Annotated in this window: 17 protein-coding genes; 8 read left to right on the forward strand and 9 right to left on the reverse strand. The window is 63.6% G+C overall.

All coding sequences use genetic code 11. The features are described from left to right. Positions 1 to 118 precede the first annotated feature (118 nt). Together ACTJKE_RS11775 and ACTJKE_RS11780 are read right to left on the reverse strand one after the other, a co-directional pair. A complete protein-coding gene (locus ACTJKE_RS11775; RefSeq protein ID WP_112946575.1) occupies positions 119 to 616 on the reverse strand; it encodes a CreA family protein in 498 nt (165 codons plus the stop codon). 165 nt (positions 617 to 781) lie between these two features. Then, complete coding sequence (locus ACTJKE_RS11780) at positions 782 to 2,026, reverse strand: diguanylate cyclase domain-containing protein (RefSeq protein WP_440659965.1); 1,245 nt, start codon at positions 2,024 to 2,026, stop codon at positions 782 to 784. A gap of 403 nt (positions 2,027 to 2,429) precedes the next feature. Here ACTJKE_RS11780 and ACTJKE_RS11785 point away from each other — a divergent pair, with 403 nt between their 5' ends. The 3 genes from ACTJKE_RS11785 (at position 2,430) to ACTJKE_RS11795 (ending at position 4,428) form a co-directional block, all read left to right on the forward strand. Continuing rightward, positions 2,430 to 3,098, forward strand: coding sequence for a phosphoribosyltransferase (locus tag ACTJKE_RS11785; protein WP_113514395.1), 669 nt, complete (start codon positions 2,430 to 2,432; stop codon positions 3,096 to 3,098). Between the two features lie 164 nt (positions 3,099 to 3,262). Beyond that, positions 3,263 to 3,901 carry a cysteine hydrolase gene (locus tag ACTJKE_RS11790; protein ID WP_113514394.1) on the forward strand — a complete coding sequence of 213 codons (639 nt, stop codon included), beginning with the start codon at positions 3,263 to 3,265 and terminating at the stop codon, positions 3,899 to 3,901. A 65-nt stretch (positions 3,902 to 3,966) separates the two neighbouring features. Continuing rightward, positions 3,967 to 4,428 (forward strand): GNAT family N-acetyltransferase, encoded by a 462-nt coding sequence (locus ACTJKE_RS11795; RefSeq protein ID WP_113514393.1) that lies wholly within the window; start codon positions 3,967 to 3,969, stop codon positions 4,426 to 4,428. An 84-nt stretch (positions 4,429 to 4,512) separates the two neighbouring features. Here the strand turns inward: ACTJKE_RS11795 and ACTJKE_RS11800 are convergent, their stop codons facing one another. From ACTJKE_RS11800 to ACTJKE_RS11815, 4 genes are all read right to left on the reverse strand, one after another. Then, positions 4,513 to 5,763, reverse strand: coding sequence for an adenylate/guanylate cyclase domain-containing protein (locus ACTJKE_RS11800; protein WP_113514392.1), 1,251 nt, complete (start codon positions 5,761 to 5,763; stop codon positions 4,513 to 4,515). Positions 5,764 to 5,919: 156 nt separating this feature from the next. Further along, positions 5,920 to 8,385, reverse strand: coding sequence for a UvrD-helicase domain-containing protein (locus tag ACTJKE_RS11805; protein ID WP_112946570.1), 2,466 nt, complete (start codon positions 8,383 to 8,385; stop codon positions 5,920 to 5,922). Positions 8,386 to 8,573: 188 nt separating this feature from the next. Further along, entirely contained in the window at positions 8,574 to 8,981 is a 408-nt protein-coding gene (locus ACTJKE_RS11810) for a carboxymuconolactone decarboxylase family protein (RefSeq protein WP_093233690.1), read from the reverse strand. Positions 8,982 to 9,038: 57 nt separating this feature from the next. Further along, the gene (locus ACTJKE_RS11815) at positions 9,039 to 9,860 is read right to left on the reverse strand and encodes a cyclase family protein (protein WP_093233689.1); all 822 of its coding nucleotides are present in this window, start codon (positions 9,858 to 9,860) and stop codon (positions 9,039 to 9,041) included. A 318-nt stretch (positions 9,861 to 10,178) separates the two neighbouring features. On the opposite strand from ACTJKE_RS11815, the gene ACTJKE_RS11820 reads away from it, so the two are divergent. Continuing rightward, on the forward strand, positions 10,179 to 11,363 hold the full coding sequence (locus ACTJKE_RS11820) for an efflux RND transporter periplasmic adaptor subunit (RefSeq protein WP_112994809.1): 1,185 nt from the start codon (positions 10,179 to 10,181) through the stop codon (positions 11,361 to 11,363). Next, positions 11,360 to 14,497, forward strand: a complete 3,138-nt coding sequence (locus ACTJKE_RS11825) for an efflux RND transporter permease subunit (RefSeq protein WP_113514391.1) — start codon at positions 11,360 to 11,362, stop codon at positions 14,495 to 14,497. Before ACTJKE_RS11820 ends, ACTJKE_RS11825 begins: the two co-directional genes overlap by 4 nt. Before the next feature lie 26 nt (positions 14,498 to 14,523). Here ACTJKE_RS11825 and ACTJKE_RS11830 read toward each other — a convergent pair whose 3' ends face one another. Further along, the gene (locus ACTJKE_RS11830) at positions 14,524 to 14,958 is read right to left on the reverse strand and encodes a DUF1772 domain-containing protein (protein ID WP_057253547.1); all 435 of its coding nucleotides are present in this window, start codon (positions 14,956 to 14,958) and stop codon (positions 14,524 to 14,526) included. Between the two features lie 324 nt (positions 14,959 to 15,282). Between ACTJKE_RS11830 and ACTJKE_RS11835 the strand changes: the two genes are divergently transcribed. Both ACTJKE_RS11835 and ACTJKE_RS11840 read left to right on the forward strand, forming a co-directional pair. Beyond that, positions 15,283 to 16,689, forward strand: coding sequence for an FAD-linked oxidase C-terminal domain-containing protein (locus tag ACTJKE_RS11835; protein WP_113514390.1), 1,407 nt, complete (start codon positions 15,283 to 15,285; stop codon positions 16,687 to 16,689). A 243-nt stretch (positions 16,690 to 16,932) separates the two neighbouring features. Next, the gene (locus ACTJKE_RS11840) at positions 16,933 to 20,670 is read left to right on the forward strand and encodes an AsmA family protein (RefSeq protein ID WP_440691911.1); all 3,738 of its coding nucleotides are present in this window, start codon (positions 16,933 to 16,935) and stop codon (positions 20,668 to 20,670) included. A 223-nt stretch (positions 20,671 to 20,893) separates the two neighbouring features. Here the strand turns inward: ACTJKE_RS11840 and ACTJKE_RS11845 are convergent, their stop codons facing one another. Next, entirely contained in the window at positions 20,894 to 21,508 is a 615-nt protein-coding gene (locus tag ACTJKE_RS11845; protein ID WP_058321272.1) for a cation transporter, read from the reverse strand. 551 nt (positions 21,509 to 22,059) lie between these two features. On the opposite strand from ACTJKE_RS11845, the gene ACTJKE_RS11850 reads away from it, so the two are divergent. After that, positions 22,060 to 23,394 (forward strand): TadE/TadG family type IV pilus assembly protein, encoded by a 1,335-nt coding sequence (locus ACTJKE_RS11850; protein WP_440691846.1) that lies wholly within the window; start codon positions 22,060 to 22,062, stop codon positions 23,392 to 23,394. Between the two features lie 114 nt (positions 23,395 to 23,508). On the opposite strand, the gene ACTJKE_RS11855 is transcribed toward ACTJKE_RS11850, so the two are convergent. Continuing rightward, positions 23,509 to 24,297: a hypothetical protein gene (locus tag ACTJKE_RS11855; protein WP_057253556.1), complete on the reverse strand. Its 789-nt coding sequence runs from the start codon at positions 24,295 to 24,297 to the stop codon at positions 23,509 to 23,511. Between the last annotated feature and the right edge of the window lie 229 nt (positions 24,298 to 24,526).

The following is a 24,526-nucleotide window of genomic DNA, read 5'->3' on the forward strand; positions in this document are numbered from 1 at the left end:
CAGACACTTCGCCCTGTTCCGCCCTGATGAGGTTTCGCGAGCGCCCGTGAAGGGGCGGGCGCTTCGCACCCTTTGAGACGGATATCCTTGCAGGCTGACGCAGGCGGCAGGGGAGCGCTTACTGCGGCTTTCCGTTCTGCCAGGTCACCGTCTGGCCGTAGAGCGGAATGGTGGAGATCGACATCTTGGCCGAGCCGTCGGTCAATTCACGCGAATGCGCGAGATAGATCAGCGTATCGTTCTTCCGGTCGTAAATCCTTGTGACCAGCAGGTTCTTCCAGACAAGCGAAAGCCCTGAGCGAAACACTTCCTCGCCTTCCTTCGATAGCTCGATGTCGCCGATTTCGATCGGGCCGGTCTGCCGGCAGGCGATCGAGTTGTTCGATGGGTCCTCGAACCAGTTGCCGTTCTTCAGCCTGTCGATGACGCTGCGGTCGAAATAGGTGACGTGGCAGGTGACGCCCTTGATCTTCGGGTCGGTGACGGCATCGATCATGATATCGTTTCCGAGCCAGTCGACGCCGACCTCGCCGACCGTTTCGGCGCGGGCGGGCAGGGCGGTCACCGTAACGGCGGCGAGACCGGCAACGAAGAGAGCGCGAACAGCACGCAACATGGATGTCCTCCTGCAGCGACGCGCGTCACTGAGACGCGTGAGAGGCCGCCGTAGCGTTTCGAATGGCTGCATGTTTCGTCCGCGAACCGGTTGCGGTCCAAGGAGACATGCATTGGCCAAGCTCACATAGGTTCGGGAAGCGGCATTACAAGCCGCGGGGGTCAGTCAGCCGGTATCGCGCAGCAGCCGCGGCTCGAAGCTTCGGCTATCGGCGGCACGCATCTGTGCGGCTGCGGCCGCCAGCGCCCGCGCGCTCGCGTCCGGCTGGAAGCGGCCGGCAATCGTGCAGCGGTCGCGCCCGTCGGCCTTGGCATCGTAGAGCGCCATGTCGGCGCGGATCATGATGTCGCTGATCGTGTCGCCCGGCACAGCCTCGGCCAGACCGATGCTCACCGTCAGCCGGATCGGCCGATCGAAGCGGCCGATCGGCGTATCGCGCACCACGCGGCCGATCTCCTCGGCAAGCGTAAAAGCGGCATCTTCCGTGCAATTGGGCAGGACAATGCCGAACTCTTCGCCGCCGATGCGCCCCAGAGTGCCGCGGCCGGTGAGACAGGTGGCGACGGTTCCGGCAAAATGGCCGAGGGCGGTGTCGCCGACCGCATGGCCATAGCGATCGTTGATCTGCTTGAAGTAATCGAGATCGAGCAGCAGGAAGGATACCGGCTGTTGCCGCGCGAGACTGGTGGTGAGGGCGCGCTGGCCGAGATCAAGCAGGGCACGTCGCGACAGAACCCCCGTCAATTCGTCGCGGGCGATCGTGGTCTTGAGCTCGGTGATCACCCGGTTCTGGATCATCAGGATCACGCCCAGGAACAGCGCAGGCAGGTAGAAGTAACGCATGACGGCGCAGGCGAAATCCCAGCTGACGGGTGCAGGCGAAACCGATGCGGTCGCGTGGACGGCGGGCGAAAACACGGTGACCGCGAGCAGCGTCGAGCAGCCGGTTGCCACGCAGGCGATGACGCAGAGCCGCTCTATCGGCCCGGGCGCCTGGCGCCGGTGCTGCGAACAGACGGCGATGATCAGCACGAAGGCGGCGGCAATGCCGATGACGGAGAGTGCATGCAAGGTGGTGCTCTTGGCACCGAATGCGGCAATCAACAGCGCGACGAACGCCAGGGACGCGGCCGCGACGAGGGACGTCGAGGTGCGTCTCTGAACGCCGAGTGCGTGGTGAAAGCCGCAGAGCACGAGCAGGCAGGCGCCGGCCAGGAACACGAAGCCGATCAGGGACAGAGGCTGCAGCGTCGGAAACGCGGAGAGCATCATGAACAGGGTCGCGGCACTGGCCACCGCACAGGCCGCGGCGAAGTCCGTGCCGCCCTCGATCATCGAGGCCCGCAGCGAAATCAGGACCGGGAGCATCGCCAGGAGGGCAATGATCGATATGGCAGGGAGAAAGCTCATTTCGAAACGGCCTGTCGTGCTAAAATCAACAAAGGCGGCTTGCGTCTCAGCCAGATATGCAAGGCCAATTGGTAGCGAGGGCGCCTTAACGAAACCCGGTGAAATCCGTTGCAATTTTACCGATTGGTCGGGATTGGCACGGTTGTTCACATGCGCACCCCGGCAACCGATAGACGGTGGATTGTCCCGGCCTTCAGGCGCGCCAGGATAAGAGACCCATGGATGTCCTTTGGCCGATGCCAGGGCCGCGCGAGACGACCTGGAAACCGGGCCTGACAGCAAACGCCGGACGGGGGGGAACCCGAGCGGGTTTTCCTCATTCCGCGCCTGCGGGCCAAATTCCTCCTCGTCCACTGGATGGGGATCCGACCCGCGGTGACGGTGGAAACCTGGGAGAGATGAGGTGTTTACGGGAACATGGCTCTTCGAAGACAGGGCGGATGCCGGACGGCAGCTCGCTGAGACGATCGCGGGCGAGACGCTGATCGATCCGCTGCTGGTGGCGCTGCCGCGCGGCGGCGTGCCGGTTGCCTATGAGATCGCGGTTCGCATCGGCGCGCCGCTCGACATCCTGATCGTGCGCAAGATCGGCGCGCCGGGGCACGCGGAATTCGGGCTCGGCGCGCTGGTCGACGGCGAGGAGCCTGAACTGGTTCTCAACCGCCAGGCGATCCGGCTTGTGCGTCCGGCAAAGGGCTATCTGGAGGCGGAAACCCAACGCCAGCATGCCGAAATCCTGCGGCGCCGTACCCTCTACTTCGGCGATCGCACGCCGATCTCACCCAGGGATCGTGACGTGATCCTCGTCGACGACGGAATTGCCACCGGCGGGACCGTGCGCGCGGCGATCAGGGCGTTGCGCCGGGCAAGCCCACGCCGCCTGATCCTTGCGGTTCCGGTGGCGCCGAAAAGCGAGATCACCGAGCTGCGCAGCTCCGTCGACCTCGTCATCTGCCTCGCCACCCCCTTTGCCTTCCGCGCCGTCGGCCTGCACTACCGCGACTTCGAGCAGACGAGCGATGAGGAAGTGATCGCGTTGATGAAGAAGGCACGGCGGGAAGACGAGAGTTGAATGCGTCGACGCTGGCGCCTCGGTTGCCGTGAACGCCGAAACCCGTCCGAATAGTTGCATGAAGCGCGCTCAGCCGTATTGCAACGGAAGGCCTCACGCGCCACATTCCCGGCGCGTGATGTTGGCGGAGTGGGCGCCGGAGGAGGCGACCCCGAGGAGAGATTATGGCCGCGAAGCTGGAAATTGGAAAGACGCTCGAGGATTTCTGTCGTCCGGAGCGCATGGCGCTGGTCGTCTACGACATGCAGGTGGGTATCACCAGGCAGATGAAGAATGGCGCCGAGATTACCGGCCAGGTGCTGAAGGTGCTGGATGCAGCGCGGGCAGGCGGCTTTCCGGTGATCTTCCTTCGGCACCTCTCAATGCCGAAGCCGCTGATGGGCGCCTTCCAGACGCGCCAGGCGATGGCGTGGCAGCGGACGGACGATCCGGATGCGGTGCATCCCTGGTTCCTGCGCGGCACGCCGGGCTTCGAGCTCGTGCCGGAGCTTCAGCCCCGCGAGGACGAGGCGATCCTCGACAAGATCACGTTCTCCGCCTTCGAGGGCACGCCGCTTGCCATGATCCTGCGTGATCTCGGGCTCACCTCCTTTGCGATTTGCGGCATCGCCACCGAAATCGGCATCGACCCGACCGTGCGCCACGCCACCGACCTTGGTCTCGTGCCGGTGGTGGTGCGCGACGCTTGCGGTGCAGGGCATCATGAGGCCGGCGAACGCTCGATGGAAAACATCGTCTTCATGGGCGATGCGATCATGACCGACGTTCAGGCGATCACGGCGGCGATGACCAAGGGGCGATGACCAGAGGGTAGGGCGGCAGTGCCGCTGCCGCCGCCTGTTCTATTCAACCCACTACGGAACCTGCAATGACCGAAAACCTCCGCATCCGCCCGATAACCAGAGCTGACTATGAGCAATGGCTGCCGCTCTGGGATGGCTACAACGCCTTTTACGGCCGATCCGGCGAAACCGCGCTCGACCCCGCGATCACTGCCATGACCTGGTCGCGCTTCTTCGATGCCTATGAGCCTGTTCATGCGCTGGTGGCCGAGAGCGAGGGGCGGCTGATTGGGCTCACCCATTACCTCTTTCACCGCAGCACGACGGCGATCCAGCCGAATTGTTATCTGCAGGACCTCTTCACCAACACGCAGGCACGCGGAAAGGGCGTCGGGCGGGCACTGATCGAGGGCGTCTACGAGGCGGCGCGGGCGGCCGGCTCGCCACGGGTCTACTGGCAGACGCACGAGACCAACGAGACGGCGATGGCGCTCTACGACAAGGTGGCGGAGAAGTCGGGATTTATCGTCTATCGCAAGATGGTTTGAGGCGCTTACGGCGCGTCGCGATCTTTTCGCACGACGTTATCGCAAAACTGCTGCGCACGGCGCGGCAAAGCGGTGTGCGGCACCTCACATATCCGCCTTTGCGAGGTTGCCGACTTCGTTTGTACCGGCGCTCGGCAACTGCATGGTCCAGATTTCGGTCAAGCCGAAGCCCTTGATGTCTTCATGGCCCGAGCATTCGAATTGGAAGTGCTCGTTCAGGCGCCGCCTGATCTCCGCGGTCGTCGTGATGCAGCCGGGCTTGCCGATCGCTTCCAGGCGCGCGGCGAGGTTCACCGGCGCCCCCCAGACGTCGTAGGCGTATTTCGTTCGCCCAAGCACGCCGGCCGTCACCGATCCCGACGCCATGCCGGTGCGAAGCCTCAGCACGACATCGTAGCGTTCGCCGATCTCGCGGGCAGCGGCGATGGCGCCGAAGCCGAACGCGGCGGCCGCCTTCTCGGGGGCGGGGTGTCGGGCGGGCACGCCGGCCACCGCAAGATAGGCATCGCCAATGGTCTTGATCTTCTCAACACCGACCGCCGCCGCCAGCCGATCGAATTCGCTGAAGAGTTCGTTGAGCAGGCTCACGGTCCTTTCCGGTCCCAGGCTGTTTGACAGGCTCACGAACTGGACGATGTCGGTCAGGACTACGGTCGCGTGTTCGAATTCGTTGATGATCGTTTCCCGCTCATTCCTCAGCAGGCGCGCCACGATCTCGTCCGGCATGATCGACGCCATGAGGCGGGCCAGCCGCCCTTGTGCTTCTCTCGCCAAGTGGAAGGCATAGTAGATCGTGGCGAAGCACATGAGGGTGAGGGTGACGATCGATGAGGAATAGATGAGCTGCAGGAAGCCGCTGGCGTCATAGACGCCTGATCGCGCCTCCGGGAACGCGATGGATGCCGCGATGACCGTGATTGTGGCTGTGGCGCTCAAGACCGCCACCAGGGCGACGTTCTGGAACCCAAGGATCGCGAAGGCGACCGGCGTTGCGCCGAGCAGCGTCAAAAGCACGCCGGAGTCTCTGCCGACATAGGAGGCGATCCACACGAGGATCACGACGCAGATCCCGAACTCCCAAAGTCCTGACGCCACGCGCCCGAACCGATGAAAGAGGGGCGTCAGCGCGGCGGCCGCCGCCAGAGCGAGATTGGCATAGACGAGCGGGACCAGACTTGGTTCGCCGTGGAGTGCGTAGATGAGAGCAAAGCCCGTGGTGGTGACGACGATCACGCACGCCGCGACATTCGCAACGAGAATGCCTTCGCGGTCATCCTCGGCAGCATTTGAAGCGCCTACCTCCAGCAGGCCGCGAACAGCGCTCGTCCAGGACATGTCTCCATCCACTTCGCGTCGAGGGAGATCGGTACAAGGTTTCGTTCAAACGCGAGAATTGTGCTTGCAATTATTAGTGCACTTCGCCGGTCGACGCCATGAGATCGCCGGTTGCGCGGTTACTTGGGAATGCACGTGAGGAGGGCTCTGACCTCCTCACACCTTCTCGACAAACCCATCCAGCACGCGCTTCTGGCCGGCGCGGTCGAAGTCGATGGTGAGCTTGTTGCCTTCGATCGCGGCGATGTTGCCGTTGCCGAACTTGATGTGGAAGACGCGGTCGCCGACCGAGAAGCGCGAGGGTTCCGTGGCTGTCGATTTTGCCACCAGCTCGCCGTCGATCGTGCGGCCGCGCGGGCCGCTTTCGCCGTAGCCGATGCGTTCGACCGCGTGGCCGGAGCGGGTGCCCCAGTTGTCGCGGGTGGCGTCGGAACGGTGCTGCTGGGCGCGCTTCCAGCCCGGTGTCGAATAGGTGTTCTGGAAGGGATCGGCCTTGTCGAAGCGTGACTGGCCGTAACCGCCGCGGCCATAGCCGCCATAGGATTGCTCGCTCTCGGCCACGTCGACATGGGCGAGCGGCAGCTCTTCGAGGAAGCGCGAGGGCAGCGTCGATTGCCAAAGGCCGTGGATGCGACGGTTGGAGACGAACCAGATGTGGCAGCGGTGCTTGGCGCGGGTGATGCCGACATAGGCAAGGCGCCGTTCTTCTTCCAGGCCGGAGCGGCCGCCTTCGTCGAGCGCGCGCTGGTGCGGGAAGAGACCTTCCTCCCAGCCGGGCAGGAAAACGGTGTCGAACTCCAGCCCCTTGGCCGAGTGCAGCGTCATGATCGACACGGCGTCGAGGTTTTCGTTCTGCTCGGCATCCATGACGAGGGCGACGTGTTCGAGGAAGCCGCGCAGGCTCTCGAAGGCTTCCATCGAGCGGATGAGTTCCTTGAGGTTTTCCAGCCGTCCGGGGGCCTCGGCCGACTTGTCGTTCTGCCACATGGCGGTATAGCCGCTCTCGTCGAGGATCTGCTCGGCAAGCTCGGTGTGCACGGTGGTTTCCAGCAGGCTCTGCCAGCGGCGGAAATCGGTGACGACGTCGAAGAGGGCTTTCCGCGCCCTCGGCTTCAACTCGTCGGTCTCGATGATGTCACTGGCGGCAGCCAGCATCGGGATATCGCGAGCGCGGGCATAGTCGTGCAGGGTGCGCACGGTGGTGTCACCGAGGCCACGCTTCGGCGTGTTGACGATGCGCTCGAAGGCGAGGTCGTCGGCCGGCTGGCAGACGAGGCGGAAATAGGCCATCGCATCGCGGATTTCGAGGCGCTCGTAGAAGCGCGGGCCGCCGATGACGCGGTAGTTGAGGCCAAGCGTGACGAAGCGGTCTTCGAACTCGCGCATCTGGAACGATGCGCGCACCAGGATCGCCATGTCGTTGAGCTTGTGGCTCTTGCGCTGCAGCTGTTCGATTTCCTCGCCGACGGCGCGGGCCTCCTCTTCGGAATCCCAGGCGGCGTGCACCTGCACCTTCTCATCATCCGGATCGGTGCGGTCGGTAAAGAGCGTCTTGCCGAGACGGCCCTCATTGTGGGCGATCAGGTGGCCGGCGGCACCGAGGATGTGCTCGGTCGAGCGATAGTTGCGCTCGAGCTTGATGACCTTGGCGCCCGGGAAATCCTTCTCGAAGCGCAGGATGTTGTCCACTTCCGCGCCGCGCCAACCATAGATCGACTGGTCGTCGTCGCCGACGCAGCAGACATTCTGCGGAACGCCCTTCGGCCGCTGGGCCAAGAGCCGCAGCCACATGTACTGCGCCGTGTTGGTATCCTGGTACTCGTCGACGAGGATGTAGCGGAACTTGTCGTGATAATCCTTCAGCACGTCCGCATGGTTACGGAAAATGCGGATCGGGTGCAGGAGCAGATCGCCGAAGTCGCAGGCGTTCAGTGTCAGCAGCCGGTTCTGGTAGGCGGCGTAGAGTTCGCGGCCCTTGCCGTTGGCAAAGGCGCGGGCGTCACCCTCAGGGATCTGCGCGGGATCGAGGCCCTTGTTCTTCCAGCCGTCGATCATGCCGGCGAACTGCTTGGCCGGCCAGCGCTTGTCGTCGATGCCTTCGGCCTGGATGAGCTGCTTGATCAGCCGCACCACGTCATCGGTGTCGAGAATGGTGAAATCGGAGCGCAGGCCGACGAGCTCGGCATGGCGACGGAGCAGCTTGACGCCGATCGAGTGGAAGGTGCCGAGCCAGGGCATGCCTTCGACCGCATGGCCGACGAGCACGCCGATGCGCTCCTTCATCTCGCGCGCCGCCTTGTTGGTGAAGGTCACCGCAAGGATTTGCGAAGGGAAGGCGCGGTTGGTCGAAAGGATGTGGGCGATGCGGGTCGTCAGCACGCGGGTCTTGCCGGTGCCGGCGCCGGCAAGCACAAGCACGGGACCGTCAAGCGTTTCGACCGCCTCGGCCTGTTCCGGGTTGAGGCCGGAGAGATAATCCGGGCGCGGCTGGGCGCGATCGCGCGCAGCCATGGCGCGCGCGGCAATACCGCCGGCGGCGGGGATACCTCCGGGGGCTGGCGGCTGCTTGCGCGGCGCCGGCTCCTCGTCGAAGAAAGGAATGTCGTCGAAACCACTCATCATGCGGCTCAATGTAGTGATTCGGTGGGGAAAGGCCAGAAAGGATGTTCTTCTTTTATTCCGTTTTCTGCGCCAGCCGCACCAAGCCTGTGGAAAGACAGGCGATTTCGAGACCGCTTATTCTTGGTCGCACGTTTTGATTTGTCGCATGTCGTATCGCAAAACCGCTGCGCACTTTTGCGCGGTATGCTTTATCCCGCCGTCTTATCAAAGACGGTATCGACCGGGACCTGCAGCGCTGTGGCAAGCTGGTTGGTGCGGGCGGCGAGCGAGATCACCCGCAAGAGGTCCGCATGCTCGGCATCGCTCAGGCCCTTCGCCCTTGCCGCGGCCGTATGGGAATGGGCGCAGTAGCCGCAGCCATTGGTGACGGACACGGCGATATAGAGCATCTCTTTCACCAGCGGATCGAGCGCAGAAGGCGTTGCCATCACCGCCTTGACGTCGCCCCAGGTCTGCTCCAGCAGGCCCGGGTCGAAGGCGAGCCACAGCCACATATTGTTGATGAAATCGGATTTGCGCGTGGCGCGGATATCGTCGAACACGGCTTTGACGCGCGGGTCGGCTTCCGGGTTCTTCGGCGGCGTAACGGTGCTCATGGGCTCTCCTGCATGGTGTTGCCGGCGGCCCTGCGCCGCCGGATTGAAGAGTATGGATCAAGCAAGGGCGAAGACGCGCGCCGGGCCGCCGGTGCCGCCGCGATGCTTCGGCGCGCCGAGAATGAGCGTCGCGCCTTTGGCCGGCAGCTTGTCGAGATTGGCGGCGGCCTCCAGCCCCCAGCGGCCCGCGGGCAGCCAGGCATAATGCGTGGCGAAATCCGGTGAGGGGCCATGGTCGAGCGAAAGTGTGTCGACGGCAATGCCGGCGGCCTTGCTCTCCTCGATGAGATACTTCGCCGCCTCGGCGTGAAAGCCGGGGAAGTGCAACTTGCCGCCGCCATCGGCATTGCGGAATTTCTCCGTGCCCATATGCGCGCCCCAGCCCGAAAGCATGGCGACGCAGGCGTTTTCCGGGATCTCGCCATTGGCGGCGACCCAGGCCTTGAGGTCGTCGGGCGTCACCTGCGCATCGGCGTCGGCCGTTGCCTTCTCGCGGATATCGACGATGCAGAGCGGCACGACGAGCTTTTCCACCGGCAGCTCGGCGACCGACAGGCCATCGGCGGAGAAGTGCAGGGGCGCATCGACATGGGTGCCGGTGTGTTCGTTTATGCGCAGTTCGAACAGATTGAACTTTTCTTTGGCGTAGCTGAACTTTTGCTCGCGGAAGAACTGCTGCTGGCCGAAGAAGGTCGGGAAATCCTCGTGCAGTTCGTGGGTCAAGTCCGTGACGCTACTATGTCCCTGAGCCAATGCCGGGGGTGCTGCACCGACGCTCGCGGCGGCGAGGCTGGCGGTTCCAACTGCAGCGGCTTTGAAGAAGCTGCGGCGCGACAGCATGCGCGCCTTCACCGTTTCCATCACACAGGCATCGCACATCGTTCTTGCTCTCCTTCAAGAAACTTGAAAACCAGACGGCGAAACCGCTCGAAAAAGCGGCCGGCGGTTGCAGGATAGCGCGACCGACGCCGCTGTAAATGCCGGCCTATGCAGCAAAGTGCGGTTCACGCTGAAAGCTGCGCTGGAATTGCTCTGCACGTCATCATGCCGCCACCAAATTCGCTTTTATTACAATTGCGTAATGATGGCATTCCGTCATTGCCCCGACGCGCGCGAACGGGGATACTCCGCCCAATCGGAACGAACCGCCGGCCGCGCCGCGCTGGGGCGTGTTTTATGCTTAATCTGGAGACTTGAATGCGGGTTTGGAAACAGCTTGCGGTGAGCGCCGCTGTGCTTCTCGTGGGCGCAACCGTCTGGCTGCGGTTCGTACCCGGCGCAGGTGAGACGCTCGCCGCCATCGGCGTTTCGCACCCGCTGATCGATGCCCTGTCCAAGCCCGGCGCCGGTGGCGGTGAGGGTGGCGAGCGCGGCAATGGCCGCGGCCAGGGTGGCAACAATGCCATCCTCGTCATGGTCCGGCCTTCGGCGACCGCTGTCGTCAACGACCGGCTGAACGCGATCGGCAACGGCGAAGCGATCCACTCGGTCACCGTGACGCCGACGGCAACCGGCAACCTCACCGAAATTCTCGTCCGCTCCGGCGAAAAGGTGGCCCAGGGCCAGGTGATCGCCAAGCTCGACAGCGACGACCAGAAGATCGCCGCCGACCAGGCGCGGCTGAACCGCGACAGCGCCCGCGAAAAGGTCGAGCGCTACCGCAATCTCAGCAACGCACGCGCTATGACCGCCGTCGAAGTGCGCGACGCCGAAATCGCCATGCAGACAGCGGAGCTGGCGCTGAAGACTGCCGAACTCGACCTCAAGCGCCGCGATATCGTCGCACCGTCCAAGGGTGTGGTCGGCATCATCACCGTCAATGTCGGCGACTATGTCACGACCACGACGCCGATCGCCGTTGTCGACGACCGCTCGGAAATCCTCGTCGATTTCTGGGTACCGGAGCGCTTCGCCAACAAGATCACCGTCGGCCAGCCGGTCACCGCCTTTGCGATCGCCCAGCCGGGCAGCCAGCTCGATGGCGCAATCCACGCGATCGACAACCGCCTCGATCAGGCAAGCCGCACGCTGCGTGTGCGCGCACGGCTCGAAAACCCTGACGACATGCTGAGGGCGGGCATGTCCTTTTCCGTTACCGTCGCGTTTGACGGCGACACCTATCCGACCGTCGATCCGCTGGCGATCCAGTGGAGCTCGGAAGGCTCCTACATCTGGCGCGTTGCCGGCGATAAGAGCGAAAAGGTGCCGGTGAAGATCATCCAGCGCAATCCGGACAAGGTGCTTGTCGACGCGGCCCTTAACGAAGGCGACGAGATCGTGACCGAAGGCGTGCAGCGCCTGCGCGACGGCGGCGAAGTGCGCATCGCCGGTCGCGAGCGCAAGCAGGAGCCTGCCCAGAAGGTCGCGGAGGAAACCAAGTGAGCGGCGGCGAAGGGCACAGTAAAACGTCCGCCCGCGAGCGCGGCAAGACCGGCTTTACCGCACTCTTCATCCGCCGGCCGATTTTCGCGCTGGTGGTCAACACGCTGATCGTCGTTGCCGGCCTTGCCGCCTGGAACGGCATCGAGATCCGCGAACTGCCGCAGGTCGACCAGCCCGTCATCTCGGTGACCACCACGCTCGATGGCGCCGCCCCCGAGACGATGGACCGCGAGGTGACCTCGGTGGTTGAGGGCGCCGTTTCGCGCGTGCAGGGCATCCGCGACATCTCGTCGACCTCATCCTTCGGCCGCAGCCGCGTGACGCTGCAATTCTCCGACACCACCGATATCGGCCAGGCCTCGAACGACATTCGCGATGCGCTCGGCCGGGTGCGCAACCAGTTGCCCGACAATGTCGACGAGCCGAGCATCGTCAAAGCCGACGCCGACAGCCAGCCGATCATGCGGCTGGCGCTCACCTCCGACACGATGTCGATGGAAGACATGACGCTGCTCGTCGAAAACGAGATCAGCGACCGGCTGGCTGCCGTCGAAGGCGTCGCCGACGTTGCCGTCTATGGCGACCAGGAGAAGATCTTCCGCATCGACCTCGACCAGGCGAAGCTCGCCGGGCGCGGGGTGACGGTCGCAAACCTCAGGACCGCGCTCGCCAACGCCTCCTATGACGTGCCGGCCGGCAAGCTGACCAGCGCCAGCCAGGACATCTCGGTGCGCGCCACGGCCGACCTGCAGACGCCGGAGCAGTTTGAAAACCTGATCCTCGTCAACAATGTGCGCCTGCGTGACGTGGCCACCGTGACGCTCGGTCCCGATACCGGCACGACGGCGCTGCGCTCCAACGGCCGCCAGGGCATCGGCCTCGGCATCGTCCGCCAGGCGCAGTCCAATACGGTCGATATTTCCGAGGGCGTGCGCAAGGTCGTCGATACGATCCAGACGCAGATCCTGCCGGAGGGCACGCAACTCAGGATCACCAGCGACGATGCGGTCTTCATCAACGGCGCCATTCACGAGGTGGAGATCGCCCTGATCGTCGCGGTCTTCATCGTGACGCTGGTCATCTACCTGTTCCTGCTCGACTGGCGGGCGACGCTGATCCCGACGATCAGCATGCCGATCGCGCTGATCGGCACGGTGGCGGCGATCTATCTCGCGGGCTTCTCCATCAACATCCTGACGCTGCTGGCGATCGTTCTTGCGACCGGGCTTGTCGTCGACGATGCCATCGTGGTGCTCGAAAACATCGTGCGGCGGCGCGCCGAGGGGCTCGGTCCACGGGCGGCCGCCGTGCATGGCACGCTCGAAGTGTTCTTCGCGGTGCTGGCGACGACGGCGACGCTTGCTGCCGTCTTCGTGCCGCTGTCGTTCCTGCCGGGGCAGACCGGCGGTCTGTTCCGCGAGTTCGGCTTCGTGCTCGCCTTCTCGATCCTGCTTTCCTCCTTCGTGTCGCTGACACTCTGCCCGATGCTTGCCTCGCGCATGCTGACGAAAGAGACGCATACGGTGCCGGGCCCGATGGCGCGGTTCGGCGCGCGGGCGGCCGGTTTCTATCGGGTGACGCTTCGCGCCTGCCTCAACTCGCCGCTGATCGTCTTTGTCGTTGCCGCCTTCTTCACGGTGATGGGGGCCGCCGGCTTCCTGACGCTGAAATCGGAGCTGACGCCGACAGAAGACCGCTCGCAGGTGATGATGCGCATCAACGCGCCGCAGGGCGTCTCACTCGACTATGCCCAGGCGCAGATGCGCCGCATCGAGGACGGCCTGCAGCCGCTCGTCAAATCCGGCGAGATCGACAACATCTTCTCGATTTCGGGGCAGGGCGGTTCGGTCAACAGCGGTTTCATGGTGCTGACGCTCGCCTCCTGGGAGAAGCGCGACCGCAGCCAGCAGGAGATCGTCGCCGAGATCAACAGGGTGACGGCGCGCATTCCATCGGTCCGCGTCTTCGCCATGCAGCCGAACAGTCTCGGCATTCGCGGCGCCGGCAGCGGCCTGCAGGTGGCGCTCGTCGGCAACGACTACAACAAGCTCGGCGATGCGGCGGCGAAACTGGTGCGCCAGATGGAAGACACCGGCCGCTTCGAAAACGTGCGGCTCAATTACGAGGCCAACCAGGCACAGCTGTCGATCACCATCGACCGCGAGCGCGCCTCCGACATGGGCGTCGATATCGGCGGCCTTGCCTGGGCGCTGCAGGCCATGCTCGACGGCAACAGCGTCGTCGATGTCTATGTCGACGGCGAATCCTACCCGGTGAAGCTGCTCTCCTCCACCAATCCGGTCAACGACCCGACCGATCTGCAAAACATCTTCCTGAAGGCCGGCGACGGCAAGATCGTGCCGATGTCGACCATCGCCAGCGTCGAGGAGATGGCGGTGGCGCCGCAGCTCTCGCGGGAATCGCAGCTTCGCGCCGTCTCGCTCTCCGCGGGCCTCAAGTCGGACCTTGCCCTCGGCGAAGCGCTGACCATGGTCGAGCAGATGGCCGAACCGCTGCTGCCGCCGGGCTCGCGCATCATGCCGCTCGCCGAGGCCGCGACGCTCAACGAAAACGCCAATGGCCTCTTCGTCACCTTCGGCTTTGCGCTCGTCATCATCTTCCTGGTGCTGGCCGCCCAGTTCGAAAGCTTCGTCAGCGGCCTCATCATCATGTCGACGGTGCCGCTGGGGCTCGCCTGCGCGGTCTTCGCGATGATCATGACCGGCAATACGCTCAACATCTACAGCCAGATTGGTCTCGTCATGCTCGTCGGCATCATGGCGAAGAACGGCATCCTCATCGTCGAGTTCGCTAACCAGCTGCGTGACCGCGGCCAGGACGTGCGCTCGGCGATCGAGAATGCCGCCAATATCCGCCTGCGCCCGGTGATGATGACGATGATCGCCACCATCGTCGGCGCGGTGCCGCTGGTGCTGGCAAGCGGCGCGGGTGCCGAAGCACGCATTGCGCTCGGCTGGGTGCTCGTCGGCGGTCTCGGGCTGGCGGTGATCGTCACGCTCTACCTGACGCCGGTCGCCTATCTGGTGATCGCGCGCTTCACCAAGCCGCATGCGGACGAGGAGCGCAAGCTGCACGAAGAGATGGATGCGGCGGCGGCGCTGGAGGCGCATTGAGCCGGTAACTGGCGGACATTCCTACGCTACATTTCGAGCCAGGCGGCAATGAGAAAGATCGTTGCCGCCAGCCCGCCGAGTGCGGTTCGCCCGGCATGGAGCCTGCCCCAGCGCTTGAGCAGGCTGCGGCTTTCCTCGCCGGTCTCCTCCGGCCGCGTTGCCTCCAGCTTGCGATTGACCGGCATGACGAAGAGCAGCGTATAGGGCCAGTTCAGGATGATGATGGCGGCACCCATGCCCCAGAGCACATGGCCAGTCCTTCCCCAGGCGGCAGCGCCGAGCAGGCCCGAGATGAGGGCGAGCGTCGCCTGCATTTCGAAAGCGCGGCGGTAGGAAGGAACCCACTGCGCCAGTGCGGCGCGATCGTCGAGATGGAGCCTTGCCGGCTGTTCGGCCAGATTGATGTAGATGGCGGCGCCGAAAAAGATCGACGCGGTGAGCAAAGCGGTGAGACCCAGCATTGCCTCTCTCCCTTCACGCCAACATGATAATCCAATGCCCGCAATTGAGTAGGTGTTTTCTGCGGCTTTTGCCCTCATACGTGGCATTGCCGAAAGGATCTTCAGTGGTTCGCCCGCCGTCAGATGACGCATCGAGATGGCGCGACGCAGCCTCTTGTGACAGTCCGGTCTCACGTCAGGCGTTTTCCTGCGCTACGTTCCCCAAGAAGTGCGCGAGCGTCTGGACAAAGTGATTCCGATTTGCACAGTAGCGCCTTGAAATGACTGCGCTTCCCGGGCATCTGCAAAGGGGATGCCGCAGATGCAAGAGGAAGGACGTTTTCCGTGGCATTGAAGGCGATCAGAGCTGGCGTGAGAAACGAGGCCGGCATCACGGCGGCGAAGGAAGAACTGGGCATCCGCTTCGGCGACCGGTTCCAGACGGGCGAGGCGATCCGCGCCCAGCACGCCCACACCACCACCTACATTCCGGCACAGCTTCCCGATGCGGTGGTGTTTGCCGAAAGCGCCGAAGACGTTCGTGAGATCGTTCGGATTGCGGCCCGGCACAAGGTGCCGCTGATCCCCTTCGGCACCGGCTCTTCGCTCGAGGGCCATATCAATGCGCCGAATGGCGGCATCTCGGTCGATCTTCAGCGCATGAACAAGGTGCTGGAGGTTAATGCAGAGGATCTCGACTGCCGGGTGGAGCCTGGCATTACCCGCGAAGAGCTCAACACCTATCTGCGCGACACCGGTCTCTTCTTCCCGATCGACCCCGGTGCCAATGCCTCGATCGGCGGCATGGCCTCGACGCGGGCTTCGGGCACCAATGCGGTGCGCTACGGCACGATGAAGGACAATGTGCTGGCGCTGACTGTCGTGACGGCCGACGGGCGCGAGATCCGCACCGCTCACCGGGCCCGCAAGTCTTCGGCCGGCTACGATCTGACGCGGCTCTTCGTCGGCGCGGAAGGCACGCTCGGCATCATCACTTCGATCACGCTGAGGCTGCAGGGCATCCCGGAGGTCATTTCCGGCGGCGTCTGCCCGTTCCCGACGATCGAAGACGCCTGCAACGCGGTGATCCTCACCATCCAGTCGGGCATTCCGGTGGCGCGCATCGAGCTTCTCGATGCGCTGCAGATGAAGGCCTGCAATGGCTATTCCGGCCTTTCCTATGCCGAAACGCCGACGCTCTTCGTCGAGTTTCACGGCAGCGCCGAGAGTGTCGAGCTGCAATCGCGCCAGTTTGGCGAAATCGCTTCGGAGTTCGGTTCGTCAGGCTTCCAGTGGACGACCAATCCGGAAGAGCGAGCGCGGCTCTGGAAGGCGCGGCACAATGCCTATTGGGCGCAGAAGAGCCTGATGCCGGGTGCGGCGATCCTGTCGACCGACGTCTGCGTGCCGATCTCGCGGCTGGCGGATTGCGTCGTGGCGACCCAGGAGGACAGCGCCGCCCACGGGCTGACGGCGCCGATCGTCGGGCATGCCGGTGACGGGAATTTCCATGTCGGCCTGCTGTTCGACGACAAGGACGCAGCCGACGTGGCGCGCGCCGAGGCTTTTGTCGAGCGGCTGAACGCCCGGGCGCTCGCAATGGATGGCACCTGTACCGGCGAACACGGCATCGGCCAGGGAAAGATGCCGTTTCTGGAAGTTGAGCTTGGTGATGCGCTGGACCTGATGCGGCAGGTCAAGCGTTCGCTCGATCCGGACAACATCTTCAACCCAGGCAAGATCTTCGCCTGAGGCGGAACCCCGCGCGGGGGCGTCTGGTTTTGGCCCAATTTTTCGGGCAATGCGCCGGCGCCAAAGTGTGGTACTGCATAGTTCCGAAGTCGGAATCGACCTTGACCGAATTATGCGGCAAATCAGAGCGTCAGGGCGCGAGCCTCTGGCGGTCAAGTGATGCGCGGCGCGCAACGCGCCGATGAATTGAATGGGAATGTAGGCACGGTGCTTTCGCGAATTCTGCTTGCCGTCGGTGGACTTGTGGTCGTTGCGCTCTTCGCGGCGCTGATCGCTCCGTGGTTCATTGACTGGACGGATTTTCGCAAGGAGTTCGAGCGCGAGGCGAGCCGCATCATGGGCAAGCCGGTCGTCGTGCATGGCAGCGTCGATGCGCGGCTGATCCCGTTCCCGACCGTGACGCTCAACGACGTGCGCGTCGGCGCCAGCGAAGACGGTGATCCACTGATCCGGGTGGCGCAGTTTTCCATGAGCGCGGAACTGGCGCCGTTCTTGAGCGGCGAGGCGCTGATCTTCGACATGCGGCTCGACCGGCCGAAGGCCAAGGTAAGGTTGTTGCCGGATGGTACGCTCGACTGGGCACGCGGTCGCCGCACCTCGATCCCGGCCAAGACCGTCGTGCTCGAAAACGTCGAGATCACCAATGGCCAGATCGAATTTGTCGACGAGCAAACCGGCCGAACCCGTCGCGTGAGCGGGCTTGCCGCCGATGTTTCCGCCCGCTCGCTTACCGGTCCCTGGAAAGTAGAGGGGCGTGCGGCGCTCGACGGCGAAGCCGGCAGCTTCTCCTTTACCAGCAACGAGGTGGACGCAGCGGGGGCGCTCAGCCTCAAGGCAAGGGTGACGCCCGACAAGCGCCCCTTCGGCGTCGAGACCGACGGCGCGCTGAAGATCGTCGATTTCAAGCCGGTTTACAGCGGCCGCTTCACCCTGACGGAAAACCGGCAGGGCGAGGAGAAGGATGACGCGCGGGCGCCGTTGCGCATCAACGGTGATTTCCAGCTTACCAACGAAAGCATCCGCGTTCCGGATTATCGCTTCGAGGTAGGCTCGTCGGACGACCCCTATGTGGTGACCGGCGAGGCGACGCTCGATACCGGGAAGGACCAGAAGTTCCTGCTGATCGCCGACGGCCAGCAGATCGACGTCAGCCGCATCGGTCCCAGCCGCAATGCCAAGACCGGCCGCGACCCGGCGATCTCCATGCGCCAGCGACTGGAGGCGATGCTCGCTATTGCTGCCGAGATTCCCATTCCGCAGGTGCCGGGCCGGGCCAGCCTGAAGCTGCCGGCGATCGTCGTCGGCGACACGACGGTGCGCGACGTGCGCATCGACGTCCAGCCCGATGGCGCCGGCTGGGTGATCGACAATGTCGTGGCGCTCTTGCCGGGGCGCACGCAACTCGAAGCGAAGGGGCGGCTGAACCTTAAGGGACAGCGCAGCTTCCGCGGCGACCTGCTGCTCGCCTCCAACCAGCCCTCCGGTCTTGCGAACTGGCTGGCGGGCTCGGTCGACCCGGCGATCCGCAAGCTGAAGACCGCCGGCTTTTCGGCCAAGGTGAACCTGACCGATACGCTGCAGCAGTTCGAAAACCTCGAATTGGCCGCAGGTGAGGCAAGCCTCAAGGGTCGGCTCGAACGGCAGTCCTTCGCCGAGCAGCAGCCGAACCTCTCGCTACAGCTCAAGGGCAACCGCATCGATTTCGAGGCGCTTCAGGCGCTGACTGGACTGGTGGCGGGCGATGCTTCTACGCAGACGCTGCTTCAGCATGCGATCGCCGCCGACCTCTCGGCCGACGAGTTCTCCGCCTTCGGTGAAGAAGCCAAGGACGTGCAGGCGGTGTTGACGCTGAAGAACGGCCAGCTCCAGGCCGAACGCTTGGCGATCGGCTCGCTCGCCGGCGCTCAGCTGGCTTTCTCCGGTCGGGCTAGCGGCGATCTGGAAAAGCCCGTCGTCTCGGCCAAGATGAAACTTGCCGCCAAGAACCTGACGCCATTCCTGGAAATGATCGGCCGGCACGCGGTCAACCATCCGGCGCTGCGACAGCTGATCAAGGCCGGGCCCTATTATAGCGACGCGGCTTTCGACGTGACGCTGACGGCCGGCAACAAGGAAGGCAATGCGCCGGCGACCTTCGGCATCTTCGGCACGGCGAACGGCACCAAGATTGCGGCCAGCTACCAGGCGCCGGATATGGTGCAGGCGCTGACCGGCAAGGCGATGCTGCTCGAAGCGACGCTTGAAAACCCTGAAACCCGCCTGCTTCTCGGGCAGACCGGTTTTGATCCCTTGCCCTTCGATGCGGACGCCAACGGCATCCTCTCGGTCAAGCTGCAAAGCACCGAAGGGTCGAAGGCCAACGGCACGGTGACCTTCACCACCGAGAAGTCGTCGCTGGCAGCCAAGGGCAATGTCGATCTTTCCCGCGACCACTTCCTCGAAGGCCAGGCAAAAGTCACGCTCCAGACCCAGGACGTCGAGCCCTATCTGCTGCTGCAGGGGGTCGCGCTGCCGCAGATGGGGAGCGGCCTGCCACTGACGATCTCGGCCGATGTCGCCGCAAGCCCGGAGGCGATCGCGCTGACGGCGGTCGAGGGCAAGGCAGACAACAACGCCTTTACCGGCACCTTGACCGTGGACCGCAAATCGCCGGGCGCCGCCGCCGGCCAGCTCACCGTCGATACGCTCGATCTTGCCTGGCTGGGCGAGGGCATCCTGGGCGCGGTCGAGGATGCGAACGGCGCGTTCTCGAAGAGCGCCCTGGCGCAGCCGGCCTGGACCGGCCTCAACGTCGCGCTCGACGTGCAGGCAGGAAAATTCTGGCCGGGCGTCTATGGTGCGATCACGAGCTTTGCCGGCAAGATGGAGTGGAAGGGCGACGAGCTTTCCCTGACCGATGCCACCGGCGACTGGCTGGGTGGCAAGCTTGCCGGGCGGGTGCAGGTCGGGAACGCCAACGGCTCCGGGTTCCTGCGCTCGCGCCTGGACGTCAAGGGCGGTGACCTGACCCAGGCGGGCTGGACCCATGCCGGCGCACCGGTGGCGACCGGGACATTCGATCTTTCCGTCGCGCTGGAAGCATCCGGCGCAACACCGGAGGCGATGGCCCATGCGGCAAGCGGTTCCGGCACCGCGACCTTCAACGGCATGACGCTGAACGGCATCAACAGTGCGGCTTTGCCGCAGTTGATTGCTGCCGCGGATGGCCAAAAGAGGCAGATTTCGGCGGACAGCATCCGCAGCGCGGCGGAAGCGGCCGTGTTCTCCGGCCAATCGGTGGTCGGCGTCGTCAAGGCTCCCTTCAGCGTCGCCGGCGGCGTGCTGAGGGTGCAGAACGTTACGGCTGGCGATGGCAGTGCCGCCTTCATGGGCGCAGCGGCGCTTGACCTTGCGGCCGGCCGGATCGATGGCGGCATCGACCTGACCTTCCGGCCCGGCGAGGAAGCGCTTGCCGGTACCGAACCACGCGTGCGGATCGGCTATGCCGGCCTGCTGGAGGCGCCGGGCGTCAGTCTCGACGTGGCCGATCTGGCCAATTTCCTGTCGCTGCGCGCCTTCGAACGCGAGCGCCGCCGGGTCGAGATCCTGCAGGCGAACGTGCTGGAGAAGCAGCGGCTGCGCCGTGAAGTGGCGCTTTACAAGGCGAAGGCGGAAGGACGCGAACTCGAACGGCGACGTGCCATTGCCGACGAGCGCCGGCGTGCTGCCGGGGCTGCGGAAGCGGCCCGCGTCAAGGCTGAAGTGGAAGCGCGCGCCGAGGCCGAGCGCAAGGCCGAAGCGGAGCGCAGGGCCGAAGCCGAACGGCAGGCCGAAGCTGCGCGCCGGGCACAACAGGGGCCATCGCGCGTGCGCGGTGCCGGCCAGGAACAGCAGCCGATCCCGCCGCAGAGCGGCTCCGACGATGTCCAGGGCGGCAGCACCGGGCGGGCACCCGGCCAGAAGCTGGACTTCGACGTGCTGCCCGACGTCACGGTGCAATAACCAGCGCTCGAATCTGAAACGATAGGCCCGCCTCCTGAGGTGGTTTTCCGTGCGTTGCGCCCGTGCAGGTCCGGCGGGCCTTGCAGGCCTATCGAGAGCCACAAGAGGCTCCAGATGAACTAAAGCGCGTCGCGATCTTTCAAATTCGCTCCTTGCGCTTTAAGTTCTTGATATTTCGCATGTCGTTGTCGCAAAACCGCTGCGCACTTTTGCGCGACAGGCTTTAGACCGCGACGTCGTGTTCCTCGCGCGCAGCTTCCCAGACTTCCCGCGCGGCATCCAGGTTCATCAGTGCAATCCCCAGGCCAACGATCAAATCCGGCCAAGCTGATTGCCACAGGTAAGCTGTCGCCAGACCCGCGCCGATGATCGCGACATTGGCGAAAGCATCGTTGCGGGCAGACAGGAACGCAGCCCGTGTGAGGCTGCCGCTCGTATGACGGTAAGCGACAAGAAGGTACGCGCAGAACAGGTTGGTCAGGAGAGCGCCAAAGCCAGCCAGGGACAGGGCAAAGGGCTCAGGCGGGATTGGATCCATGAACTTCGCCCACGCCGTCCATAAAAAAGCCAGCGCAGGGACAAGCAGAATGAATGCCATTGCCATGCCGACCCGAGCGCGGCTCCGCGCCGTCCATGCCAGCGCAAAGAAAATCAGAAGGTTCACGGACGCATCTTCGAGGAAGTCAACGCTGTCGGCCAAGAGGGACACCGAGCCGATGGCCAGCGCAACGACGAATTCAACCGCAAAGTAGCCCAGGTTCAACAAGGCGACGAAGAACACGACGCGGCGGAGATTGTTATCCACTGGAAGGGTTCCTTCGCTGACGAGATTTACCATCGGCAATTTGACACACTTGCTGGCATCAGATTGCTATCCATAGCGTTGCGTTTCGACATATGTATCGTTCATGGAAAAATCAGCCCCGCTGCTCGCAATACGCCGGCTGCATTTTTTGGAGGCGCAACTATCGGCGCACTCGGTGGCTTGATCGGCCTTGGGGGCGCCGAATTCCGATTGCCGCTGTGCCCCATGCGGTCCTGCTGCCTGCGCTCGCCGTGATTATGGTGATCTCTGCCGTGAAGGTCTGGCGACATACCTAGGCAGACTTGCCACGTTTCTGCGGATGCGCTCGTCGCCGGATAGTGGCAATGCTTCCATTTTCCGCTGGGGATTACCTCCGCGCAGTACCGATTTCGACAAAGTTTAACAATTTCTGAAGTCATTTCTCCACGATTGATAACTAAATTAGCAATCTGTTTTGGAGCGCAGGGAGGGGCGCGGCCAGCTGGCCGCATCTAGCTCCAACTCATTGGAATCGATGACGCCTTTTTGCTTTGGGGCCACCTGGCTCTGAAGTCGTCGTGATCTGCCGAGGGGGCAACAAACAGATGCCAAGCGATCTGAAGTACAAGCTCGTCCGCTTCCTTAAGGACGAAAACGGCAACTTTGCCGTCATGACTGCTCTGGTGATGCTACCGTTGTTCACGGGTGCTTCCATCGCCATCAATCTCGCCCGCATCAATCTCGAATCCGCCAAGATGCAGGCCGCGCTCGATGCGGCCGCCTTTTCCGCGGTCAAGTCCTATGGCGAAGGGGAGGATGAAGCCAAAGCGAAAGATCTGGCGAACACCACCTTCTTCGCCAATTTCGGTGTGCCGGAGATCGTCGACGAAATCGGATCGGGGAGTTCGACGCCGGTGGCGACCCAGGCGATCAAGGTTGTTTTCGGCGCTCTTGGCGTCGAAAGCACGGCGACGACCACCTATGCGCTCAAATACGCTCCGCTGTTCTGGGGCCTTCAACCCTATACGATCACTCGCGAAAGTGTCGCCGCGCGCATGCCGGGTAGGGAAGCGTGCATTCTGGCACTGCACCCGACCGCATCCCGGGCGTTCGAAGTGAGCGGCAGTGCCACTGTCGATACGTCGGGCTGTACAATCACGTCGGATTCGAGCGATGCGCAGTCGATCTATCTCAGCGGTTCGGCCACGCTGAAGGCCGAATGTCTTTATGCAACGGGCAAGGTCTCGGCGACGCTTGCCCATCTCGAACTCGCCTGCGGCAAGGCAGTGGAAGATGTTCCGCCAATCCCGGACCCCTTCTGGTCCAAGAAAATGCCGACGACGGGAAGCTGGGTGAACCTATCCGGATGTGGACAGAACTTCGTGGCCGGCGGTGGCGGCAATGGCGACTGCAACGGCACGAGCAAGACGCCGAACAACGCGCCTGCCGGCTATACCGTCGAACTGAAGCCCGGCACCTATGGCGGCTTGGAGATCAAGGGCAAGGTTCTTTTGCGGCCGGGCTCCTACATCATCGATGGAGGCACCTTGAAACTCGCCAGCCAGTCGGTGCTCACGGGTGAGGGCATCACCTTCTTCCTGCTGAACGGTGCCCAACTCGATATTCACGGCGGCGCGACCTTCAACGTCACGCCATTCCTGACGGGTGACTGGGCAGGCTTCTCGATCGTTGCCGCCAGGAACAATACGGCGACGGCGACGATCAACGGCAACAGCGCCTCGTCGCTTGCGGGCATCATCTACATGCCGGCCTCGCGTGAGATCCAGTATGCTGGCAATGGCTCCACTGGCGGCGAATGCGTGCGCATCGTCGCGCAGGAGATCACCATGATCGGCAACAGCAGCTTCAAGCTGGATTGCAAGGCGGCGCTTGCGAACAACACCATCAACAATCCGGGTGCAATTCGCCTGGTCAGATAGTCTGCGTGCGACGTCTGCTACGGCGGTCGGGAGACGCGCGGACAAACGTGACGGTTGGGTCACCACTTCTTAAACCCGGTTGCATGGCAACCGGGTTCTTTCCCATGCGAATGCTCAGAAGCGTATGGAAACGCCGAGGATCGGGCCCTGCTGCACCGTATCGAAGATGAAGCCGTCGTTGTCGTAATCGACGCCGACCGCACGATAGCCGGCGACAGCCGAGATGGTGTCGCTGAAGCGGTAGCCGAGGCCGAGCCCTACATCCCAATCGATATCGGCGCCGCCAGCACCGACGATCCCCCAGCCGGTCAGGTAGATTTCCGGCGTCATGTAGTAGGCTCCCCGCAAGCCCACCATGCCGTCGACCCAGGTTTCGCCGTCTTCACGGCTGACGCCGTCGAGCGGCCCGCCCTGGAAGGAGATGGTGGTATCGACCGACCAGACCTTGGCGCCGCCGACAACGTCAAGGTGCGATTGCTGATCCTCGAACACCGTATAGCCGACGGCGAAGAGGCCGGCGAAGGTTTCGGACTTCACGTCCACCGTGTCGGTGAAGATGCCACGCGCCTTACCGTCGCCGGAAAGCTTGGAATAGATCAAGTCGGAGAAGATGCTGAAGCGGTCCTTGCGGGCTTCAATTATGCCCATGGCCGCAAAATCCAGATTGTCCCAGATGTCGCCGAAGTCAGAGTCGATATGGACGGTGGGAAGACCGAATTGCGCCGTGTCGCCGGAAATGCCTGCGATCCAGAAATAGGGGGCGACGGTAAACTGCCAGCCGCTCTCGGTTTCTTCCACCGGCGCCGTCGGCGCCATCAGCGGCGTGATATCGGCCGCATTGGCCGAAAGGCAGGACACCAAGCTCAAGCAGGCCGTAAGGCCGATACGCGTAGAGATTCTCATGATACGCCTCCCGCAGTGGTGGCGACTCAGACTTGCCACCCTCGATACGCACATCTTTATATAAGTTGCTGCGAAAACAACCGAATTCGGCGGCGAACGGGAGCGGATGCGGGCAAAACCGGTGCTGCTGTTGCAAGGGCCACACAGTGGCGAACTGCATGTCTCCTTGAATCGACCTCGATTTAAGGACAAAGACATGCAGCAAATCAAAGTGCTACAGCGCCGCGCG

The organism is Ensifer sp. 22521 (assembly GCF_052044795.1).
Classification (GTDB): Bacteria; Pseudomonadota; Alphaproteobacteria; order Rhizobiales; family Rhizobiaceae; genus Ensifer.

Bases quoted from the DNA above. Each gene is read 5' to 3' on its own strand.
- ACTJKE_RS11795 (WP_113514393.1), top strand. From the start codon at position 3,967: ATGACCGAAAACCTCCGCATCCGCCCGATAACCAGAGCTGACTATGAG.
- ACTJKE_RS11800 (WP_113514392.1), bottom strand. From the start codon at position 5,763: ATGTCCTGGACGAGCGCTGTTCGCGGCCTGCTGGAGGTAGGCGCTTCA.
- ACTJKE_RS11805 (WP_112946570.1), bottom strand. From the start codon at position 8,385: ATGATGAGTGGTTTCGACGACATTCCTTTCTTCGACGAGGAGCCGGCG.
- ACTJKE_RS11815 (WP_093233689.1), bottom strand. From the start codon at position 9,860: ATGTGCGATGCCTGTGTGATGGAAACGGTGAAGGCGCGCATGCTGTCG.
- ACTJKE_RS11780 (WP_440659965.1), bottom strand. From the start codon at position 2,026: ATGAGCTTTCTCCCTGCCATATCGATCATTGCCCTCCTGGCGATGCTC.
- ACTJKE_RS11845 (WP_058321272.1), bottom strand. From the start codon at position 21,508: ATGGTAAATCTCGTCAGCGAAGGAACCCTTCCAGTGGATAACAATCTC.
- ACTJKE_RS11790 (WP_113514394.1), top strand. From the start codon at position 3,263: ATGGCCGCGAAGCTGGAAATTGGAAAGACGCTCGAGGATTTCTGTCGT.
- ACTJKE_RS11850 (WP_440691846.1), top strand. From the start codon at position 22,060: ATGCCAAGCGATCTGAAGTACAAGCTCGTCCGCTTCCTTAAGGACGAA.
- ACTJKE_RS11820 (WP_112994809.1), top strand. From the start codon at position 10,179: ATGCGGGTTTGGAAACAGCTTGCGGTGAGCGCCGCTGTGCTTCTCGTG.
- ACTJKE_RS11855 (WP_057253556.1), bottom strand. From the start codon at position 24,297: ATGAGAATCTCTACGCGTATCGGCCTTACGGCCTGCTTGAGCTTGGTG.
- ACTJKE_RS11810 (WP_093233690.1), bottom strand. From the start codon at position 8,981: ATGAGCACCGTTACGCCGCCGAAGAACCCGGAAGCCGACCCGCGCGTC.
- ACTJKE_RS11775 (WP_112946575.1), bottom strand. From the start codon at position 616: ATGTTGCGTGCTGTTCGCGCTCTCTTCGTTGCCGGTCTCGCCGCCGTT.
- ACTJKE_RS11830 (WP_057253547.1), bottom strand. From the start codon at position 14,958: ATGCTGGGTCTCACCGCTTTGCTCACCGCGTCGATCTTTTTCGGCGCC.